The sequence below is a fragment of the Micromonospora sp. URMC 105 genome, from assembly GCF_051386295.1.
GTDB lineage: Bacteria > Actinomycetota > Actinomycetes > Mycobacteriales > Micromonosporaceae > Micromonospora.
This window is the reverse complement of the sequence record NZ_JBPQTL010000160.1, coordinates 1-7,339: the sequence shown is the minus strand read 5'-3', so window position 1 is coordinate 7,339 and position 7,339 is coordinate 1. Positions and strand designations below refer to the sequence as shown.

At 75.7% G+C, this 7,339-nt stretch carries 10 protein-coding genes and 1 other RNA gene; 9 read left to right on the top strand and 2 right to left on the bottom strand.

Features of this window, described 5'->3' with window-relative positions:
• Positions 1-169 precede the first annotated feature (169 nt).
• The 6 genes from rnpB to ACSNN7_RS28170 all read left to right on the top strand — a co-directional run bounded on the left by rnpB (position 170) and on the right by ACSNN7_RS28170 (position 3,455).
• An RNA gene (gene rnpB / locus ACSNN7_RS28195) (RNase P RNA component class A) lies at positions 170-585 on the top strand.
• 116 nt (positions 586-701) lie between these two features.
• Positions 702-1,274, top strand: a complete 573-nt coding sequence (locus ACSNN7_RS28190; RefSeq protein WP_436684089.1) for a GNAT family N-acetyltransferase — start codon at positions 702-704, stop codon at positions 1,272-1,274.
• A gap of 42 nt (positions 1,275-1,316) precedes the next feature.
• On the top strand, positions 1,317-1,637 hold the full coding sequence (locus ACSNN7_RS28185) for a hypothetical protein (RefSeq protein WP_436684088.1): 321 nt from the start codon (positions 1,317-1,319) through the stop codon (positions 1,635-1,637).
• Positions 1,598-2,086, top strand: coding sequence for a hypothetical protein (locus tag ACSNN7_RS28180; RefSeq protein WP_436684087.1), 489 nt, complete (start codon positions 1,598-1,600; stop codon positions 2,084-2,086). Before ACSNN7_RS28185 ends, ACSNN7_RS28180 begins: the two co-directional genes overlap by 40 nt.
• Before the next feature lie 86 nt (positions 2,087-2,172).
• Positions 2,173-2,499, top strand: a complete 327-nt coding sequence (locus tag ACSNN7_RS28175; protein WP_436684086.1) for a PadR family transcriptional regulator — start codon at positions 2,173-2,175, stop codon at positions 2,497-2,499.
• Entirely contained in the window at positions 2,493-3,455 is a 963-nt protein-coding gene (locus ACSNN7_RS28170; RefSeq protein WP_436684085.1) for a hypothetical protein, read from the top strand. Before ACSNN7_RS28175 ends, ACSNN7_RS28170 begins: the two co-directional genes overlap by 7 nt.
• Positions 3,456-3,483: 28 nt before the next feature.
• Here the strand turns inward: ACSNN7_RS28170 and ACSNN7_RS28165 are convergent, their stop codons facing one another.
• Complete coding sequence (locus ACSNN7_RS28165) at positions 3,484-3,987, bottom strand: NUDIX hydrolase (RefSeq protein WP_436684084.1); 504 nt, start codon at positions 3,985-3,987, stop codon at positions 3,484-3,486.
• Positions 3,988-4,076: 89 nt separating this feature from the next.
• Positions 4,077-4,520 (bottom strand): hypothetical protein, encoded by a 444-nt coding sequence (locus ACSNN7_RS28160; protein ID WP_436684083.1) that lies wholly within the window; start codon positions 4,518-4,520, stop codon positions 4,077-4,079.
• 166 nt (positions 4,521-4,686) lie between these two features.
• Here ACSNN7_RS28160 and ACSNN7_RS28155 point away from each other — a divergent pair, with 166 nt between their 5' ends.
• From ACSNN7_RS28155 to ACSNN7_RS28145, 3 genes are all read left to right on the top strand, one after another.
• Positions 4,687-4,890: a hypothetical protein gene (locus ACSNN7_RS28155; RefSeq protein ID WP_334450091.1), complete on the top strand. Its 204-nt coding sequence runs from the start codon at positions 4,687-4,689 to the stop codon at positions 4,888-4,890.
• 84 nt (positions 4,891-4,974) lie between these two features.
• Positions 4,975-5,805, top strand: coding sequence for a histone (locus ACSNN7_RS28150; protein WP_436684082.1), 831 nt, complete (start codon positions 4,975-4,977; stop codon positions 5,803-5,805).
• Positions 5,806-5,870: 65 nt separating this feature from the next.
• Positions 5,871-7,304, top strand: a complete 1,434-nt coding sequence (locus tag ACSNN7_RS28145) for an RNB domain-containing ribonuclease (protein WP_436684081.1) — start codon at positions 5,871-5,873, stop codon at positions 7,302-7,304.
• Positions 7,305-7,339 lie beyond the last annotated feature (35 nt).

Genomic DNA, 7,339 nt, shown 5'->3' with positions numbered 1-7,339 from the left:
GCCCCCGGGGGCGCCTCCCAGCGGTGCGCCCCCGGTTTGCGGCGGGTCGGGGCATCCCGGCGGCCGGACACCCCGACTCGCCGCAAACCGGAGAGCAGGCGCGCTCGGGCGGCGTCCCGGGTCGGAAATGGGCCAGGGTGCCGCGTCGTTAGGATGAGGGCGCGACGGACGAGTCGACCGGGCGGTCGCGTCGGCGGGCTCCGGCCCGCCGCCGAGGAACGTCCGGACTCCACAGGGCAGGGTGGTTGTTAACGGCAACCCGGGGTGACCCGCGGGACAGTGCCACAGAAAACAGACCGCCGGCCCATCGGGTCGGTAAGGGTGAAACGGTGGGGTAAGAGCCCACCAGCACCCCGGGTGACCGGGGTGGCTCGGTAAACCCCACCCGGAGCAAGGCCAAGAAAGGGCCGTCATCGCAAGATGACGACCCGGCGCAGACGCTTGAGGGTTGCCCGCCCGATGTCTGCGGGTAGGCCGCACGAGCCTGTCGGCGACGGCAGGCCGAGATGGATGGCCGCCGCCGGCACGTACCCCGCGAGGGGTACGCGCCGCGCACAGAATCCGGCGTACAGGTCGACTCGTCCGTCGCCCACCAGGTCAGCTGCCCTCACGTGGTAGCTGACCTGCTCCTTTTCCGGAGCGAACGGCGGCTGGCGGGCGCCCGCCCCCTGAGGCGGGCCCGCCCCGCCTACAGTCCATGCGTGCCGATGCTCGTCGCTCCCGCCGTACCGCCCGGATCGATGGCCGCGCTGACGCAGCCGGAGCTGCCCGCCGACGGCGTACACCTGCGTCCCTGGCTGCCGGCGGACCGCCCGGTGGTGGTGGCCGCGTACGCCGACGCCGCGATCCGGCGCTGGCACTGCCGGTCGATGACCGACGACGAGGCCACCGACTGGATCGCCGCCTGGCCGGGCCGGTGGCGGGCGGAGACCGGCGCTGGGTGGGCGGTCTGCGACGCCGGGGTGGTCGTCGGGCAGGTCAGCCTGCGCCGGCTCGTCCTCGCCGAGGGCCTGGCCGAGGTGTCGTACTGGGTGCTGCCGGCCGCGCGGGGCCGTCGGGTCGCCCCGCGGGCGCTCGCCGCGGTGACCGCCTGGTGCTTCGACACCCTCCGGTTGCACCGGGTCGAGCTGTGCCATTCCACGGCCAACGAGGCGTCCTGCCGGGTGGCGGGGCGGGCCGGCTTTCCCGCCGAGGGTACGAAGCGCGGCGAGGGTTGGCACGCCGACGGCTGGCACGACATGCACCTGCACGCGCGCCTGCGCACCGACGCCTGACGGGGGCCGCCATCCTTGACCGGCCTGCCTAGACTCCCGCCGGTGACCCCCCGTACGGCACGCCTGATCGCCCTGCCCTTCGCCCTGGCCGCGATCCTGCTGCGGGTCGGCATCGAGTTCTGGCTGAAGCCGCTCACCTGGCGGATCGACTCCGATGCCGCGGCCCTGCTCGCCTGGGCGGCGGGCACCGCCGGCAGCATGCTGGTTCCGGTGGCGGGCTACCTGCTCTTCACCCGCGCGGCCCGCCGTCGTCCGGCAACCTACCGGCTCGACCCCGTCAATCGGCGTTTCACGGCGCCGGCCGCGCCGGCCTGGAGCGGTCCGTGGGCGATCGGCGCGGCTGGCTGGCGGGCGGTGTGCTGATCACCGAGCGGGTGCCGGGGGAGGACCGGGTCCGGTTCTTCGAGTCGGGCGACGCCCTGGTGTGGAGCGTGCTCGCGGTGGTGGCCGTCCTGGTGGCCGTGATGCTGGTGCTCTGGGACGACCGGCCCCGCCTGATCCTCGACGAATCCGGGATGACGCTGCGGGGCGTGGGAAAGGGCAGGACCGTCCGGTGGGACCGGCTGCTCCCCGGCGGGCCGCCCGCGCCGGCCGGGAAGGTCTTCGCGGCGCTCGTCCTCTCCGAACAGCCGACGTCGCCGGCGGGCCGTCCGGTGCCGCGACAGCTGGCGGTCGGGCCGCTGCACGTGGACCGGGCCTTCCTCGCCGCCACCGTCCGCCACTACGTCGAGCATCCGGAGCACAGGTCGGCGATCGGCACCGCGCCGGAACTGGAGCGGCTGCGGGCGGCAGTCTCCGGGGCGGACTCCTGACCCGCCGAGGCCGCCGACGCAGCAAGGGCGGCGACCGCCGGAAACGGGGGACAGCACCCTATGTAGAGAACAGATATAGTGCCCGCATGCGGATGACCATTCCGGTGGCCAAGGTGCTGGCGGCGCTGCTCCCCGAGCCCGACGCAGCGCGTTACGGCCTCGACCTGATGAAGGCCACCGGCCTGCCCAGCGGCACCCTCTACCCGGTGCTGCACCGCCTCCAGGACGCCGGCTGGCTCGCCGCCGACTGGGAGGAGGTCGACCCGGCCGCCGCCGGACGGCCGGCCCGGCGCTACTACCGGCTCACCGCCGAGGGGGTGACCGCCGCCCGGCAGGCACTCGCCGAGTTGCGCGCCCTCGCCCCGAAGACCGGTCCCGCCCTGGGCGGCCCGGCCGGGGCACCGGCATGGTGACCCGGCGGGTGGCGGAGGCGCTGCTCCGCGCGGCCGCCCGGCGCTGGCCCGTGGCGCTCCGCGACGACCTGCACCGGGAGTGGACCGCCGAGCTGCACGTCCTCGCCGAGGCCGGGCAGCGGGTCCGGATGCTGCGCTTCGCCGCCAGCCTGGCGACCAGCCGCGCCGCCGCTCCGCTGGTCGACCGGACCGTGTGGCGACGGCAGGTACGGCGGACGGCCGCCGCGTTGCTGCTCGCCCCGCCCGCCTGCGTGGCGATCGTGGCGGTCGCCCTGTTCGCCACGGCCGCCGTGCGCGGGGCGCTGGAGCTGCGGTTCGGGTGGGCGCAACGGCTGCAACTGCCGCTCTTCTCGGCGCTCTGCGCCGGGCTCGGAGTGCTGCTCGCCCTGAGGGTGGCCCGGGCGGCCCGGAACGGCGTACGGGTGGGGCCGGCGGCCACCGCGGTCGGCGTCGCGCTCGCCGTCGCGATCACCGTCGTGCCGGCCGAGCTCGCCCTGCTCCACGACGAGCGGGAACTCGCCCGCGTCCTGCCCAGCCTGCTGATCTGGCTGGCGGGGCTGACCCTGGCGCTCTGGGCCGCGGCGGCCCTGGCCCGGCGGGGACGGCTCCGGCTCGCCTGGACGGTCGGCGTGCTCGTGGCCTTCGCCGCCGCCGACGTCGCGGTGGTGGCCACCGTGGTCGACGGCATCCCGCCGATCGACCCGGGACAGCCGGTCACCGAGTCGCCGCCGGAGGGCGTCGACCGGATCTCCGCTCCGCTCTGGCTGCTCACCTGCTGGACGGACTGGTCGTTCGGCTTCCCCCGGCCGACCGACTGGGAACGGTTTCTCATCACCGACCTCGTGCTGGCCGAGCCCAACTTCTACCTGGCGTGCACCCCGTACGCGCTCACCTGGGCGATCCGGACGGCCCGGGGGGAACCCGCGGCGCAGGCGGCGGCGCGGGCCACGGCCTGACCCCGCACGGACCGCCCCGTCTGCCGGGTCAGCGTGCGGCGGAGAACTCGTCCCAGGTCGCGCCGGCGGGCAGGTACCAGACGGCCGGGTCCTCGGCGAGCGCCCGCGCGATCACCAGCCGGGCGTGCGCGTCCAGTTCGGGCAGCCGGTCCGGCGGGAACCACTGCACCGCGATCGACTCGTCGTCGTTGACGCGGGCGGTGCCGGAGACCAGTCGGCAGTGGAAGCCGAGGTTGAGGTACTCGCAGCGGTCACCGTTGGGATAGGTGTGCGGGTGCGAGACGACGCTGCTGAGGCGTACCGGCTCGACGCGCAGGCCGGTCTCCTCCTCGACCTCGCGCACCACGGCGGTGGCCGGCTGCTCGCCCGGCTCGACGACGCCGCTGACCACCGACCAGCGGCCGTCGTCGGAGCGGCATGCCAGCAGCAGCTCGCCGTCGTCGTTGCGGACCACCGCGCTGACGCTCGGCAGCCACAGCAGGTCGTGGCCGACGTGCTCGCGCATCCGCCGGATGTAGTCCGGTACGCCCATCCGGCGACCCTAACCGCCGCCGCCACCGCGCCGCTGCGGGCCGACGATGCCGCCGCGCCCGGCCAGGCCCCGCCGTCCCGCCGGACCGGTCAGGCCGGGCAGGGCACCCGCTCCAGCGCCGCCGGGCCGGCGCCGGGGCGTACCCGTTGCGCGAAGCACCGCTCGACGGTGGCCTGCTGCCAGCCGAAGACGCTGGCGGCGGTCTTCGCCACGCGTACCCGGAAGACCAGGCGCACGCCGGTCTCCCGGCGCTGCCCGCCGCCCTCCACGGTCAGCACCTGCACGCCGTCCACCCGGTCCGCGGCGCTGCGCAGGGCCGCCTCCCCGGCCGCCGGGTCGGCCAGCAGCTCGCCCCGCGTCCGCTGCGCGATGGCGGTCACCTCGCGGTCGGCCCGCCGCTCCAGTCGCTGCTGCGACCGGTCCCGCAGCAGCGGTGCCGCGATCGCCACCGCCGTCACGGCCAGCACCGTGACCACGGCCACGGCGAGCAGGCTGCGGCGTACCCGTGCCGATGTTCTGCCCCCGAAACGCACCGGGGGATTCTCCGCCACCGACCGCCCTTCCGGCTGCCCCGTCGGCCCCGCTACCGCTTCCCGGATTCGGCCCCGTGGCCCCTACCAGCACGTCTACTGTGGAGGTCGTCGCGACTATTTGCGCGATCCGGTGGCGGCCGGGCTGCTCCCGGTGCACAGTGATCTCATGAACGACAGCGGAAGTGGTGGGCGCTACTACTGGTGCACCCGACACCACCGGGTCGAGACCGATGCCGACGTGTGCCCTGCGAAGCACGTTCTCGGACCGTACCCCTCGTCCGCCGACGCGGAGAACGCCCTGCAGACGGTGCGGGAGCGCAACGAAGCGTGGGAGGCCGAGGACGCCCGCTGGGCCGGGGAGGGCAGCTAAACGGCGCGGGACGGCCCGTGTCGAGGAACTCCGTGCCTCCGCACCGGGGGCACGCGAGCGCATGTCCCCAAGGAGGGAACCGAGATGGCCGAAGCACAACAGGCCACCACCCGCCCGGCCGCCAGGAAGTCCGCCGCCACGGCGCGCACCGCGGGCGCCACCCGCAGCACCGCGGCACGCCGGTCCATCACCACCACCACCGCAGCGGCCCGGAAGGCGCCGGCCGGCAAGGCGGCGGCGAGCGCGGCGGGTGCCGGGGCGGGACGGTCCCCGGCCACCACCGGGACCGCCGCGAAGAAGGCCGCCGCGAAGAAGGCCCCGGCCTCGAAGACCACCGCGAAGAAGGCCCCCGCGACGAAGACCACGGCGAAAAAGGCCCCCGCCGCCTCCAAGGCCACGGCCAAGAAGGCAGGCGCGAAGGCGACGGCGGCGAAGGCCCCCGCCAAGAAGGCCGCCGCGAAGACCACGGCCGCCGCGAAGAAGACCACGGCTGCCGCGAAGAAGACCGCGCCCGCGGCGAAGAAGACCACGGCCGCGAAGGCCTCGACCGCCGCCCGCAAGGTCACCTCGACGGGCAAGAAGGCCACCGGCGCGGTCAAGAAGACCACCGGCGCGGCGAAGAAGACCACCGGCGGCGCGGCCAAGAAGACCACGGCGGCGAAGAAGGCACCGGCGAAGAAGACCACCGCCAGGACCGCGCCGGCCTCGAAGACCACTGCCAAGAAGGCGCCGGCGAGGAAGACCACCGCCATCTCCTCGACCACCACCCGCAAGGCGACGGCGGCGAAGGCGCCGGCGAAGAAGACCACCGCCGTCAAGAAGACCACCGCCCGCAAGGTGCCGGCGCGTCCGGCAGCCGGCCGGGCCACCCCGCCCGCCGGCGCCCGGTCCCGCGCCCGCAAGGCCACCGGCTGACCGTACGGCGCGCGCCGCCGCGTCGCCGGAGAGCGGATCACGCGCCGGACTGCCAGGATTGACCCGTGGTCATCCGACGCGTAGTGGCGCCCCGTATCGACTTCGGCGCGCTGCGCCGCGAGCTGGGACTGCCCGAGGGCTTCCCGGACGCGGCGCAGCGCGAGGCGGACGAGGCCGCCGGCACCCCGCCGTCCGCCGCGGCCGACCGTACCGACGTCCCGTTCGTCACGGTCGACCCCGCGACCTCGCGCGACCTCGACCAGGCGATGCATCTCGCCCGACGGCCCGGTGGCGGCTACCGCGTGCGGTACGCCATCGCCGACGTCGCCGCCCACGTACGCCCCGGCGGCGCGCTGGAGGAGGAGACCTGGCGACGCGGGCAGACCGTCTACCTGCCCGACGGCAACGTGCCGCTGCACCCGCACACCCTCAGCGAGGGGGCGGCCAGCCTGCTGCCCGACGTCGACCGGGCGGCGGTGGTCTGGACCATCGACCTCGACGCCGACGGCGCGACGACCGGCGTCGGGCTGGAGCGTGCCCGGGTCCGCAGCCGGGCCAAGCTCGACTACGTGGGGGTGCAGGCCGGCGCCGACGCCGGACGGCTGCCCGAACCGATCGCCCTGCTGCCGGAGATCGGCGCCCTGCTCACTGCCCGGGGCCTGCGCCGGGGCGCAGTGAACCTGCCCCTGCCGGAGCAGGACGTCGAGCCCGACGGCGACGGCTGGCGGCTGGTGCTGCGCGGCCCGGTGCCGATGGAGGACCACAACGCGCAGATCTCGCTGCTGACCGGGATGGCCGCCGCCGACATCATGCTCGCCGGCCGGATCGGGCTGCTGCGTACGATGCCGCCGCCGAAGCCCGAGGCGGTGGCCCGGCTGCGCGCCGCCGCCGCCCCGCTGGGCGTGCGGTGGCCCGACGGCGCAAGCGTGGGCGAGGTGCTCGCCGGGTTGGACGCCTCGCAGCCCCGGGCCGCCGCCTTCGTCGACCAGGCGGCGGAGCTGATGCGCGGCGCCGCGTACACCGCGTTCGACGGCGAGCTGCCCGAGCAACCGGAGCACGGCGGGGTCGCGGCGGCGTACGCCCATGTCACGGCCCCGCTGCGCCGGCTGGCCGACCGGTACGCGACGGAGGTCTGCCTGGCCCTGTACGAGCAGCGGCCGGTGCCCGACTGGGCCCGCGCGGCGCTGCCGAAGCTGCCCGAGGTGATGGCGGCGACCGACCGGACGGCCGGCGCGGCGACCCGGGGCGCCATCGAGCTGGCCGAGGCGGTGCTGCTGCAACACCGGGTGGGGGAGGTCTTCGAGGCCGCCGTGCTCGACGTGGACACCCCGCCCGGCGGGCAGTCGAAGCCGGGGCGGCTGCCCGGCGGCACGGTGGCCCTGGACTCCCCAGCGGTACGCGCCCGCTGCACCGGCGAGCTCCCCCTCGGCGAGCGCATCCGGGTCCGCCTGACCACCGCCGACCCGGTGGCCCGCAAGGTCCTCTTCGAACGCGCCTGACCCCCGTCGCCCGCCACCCCACCCCACCCTTGCTC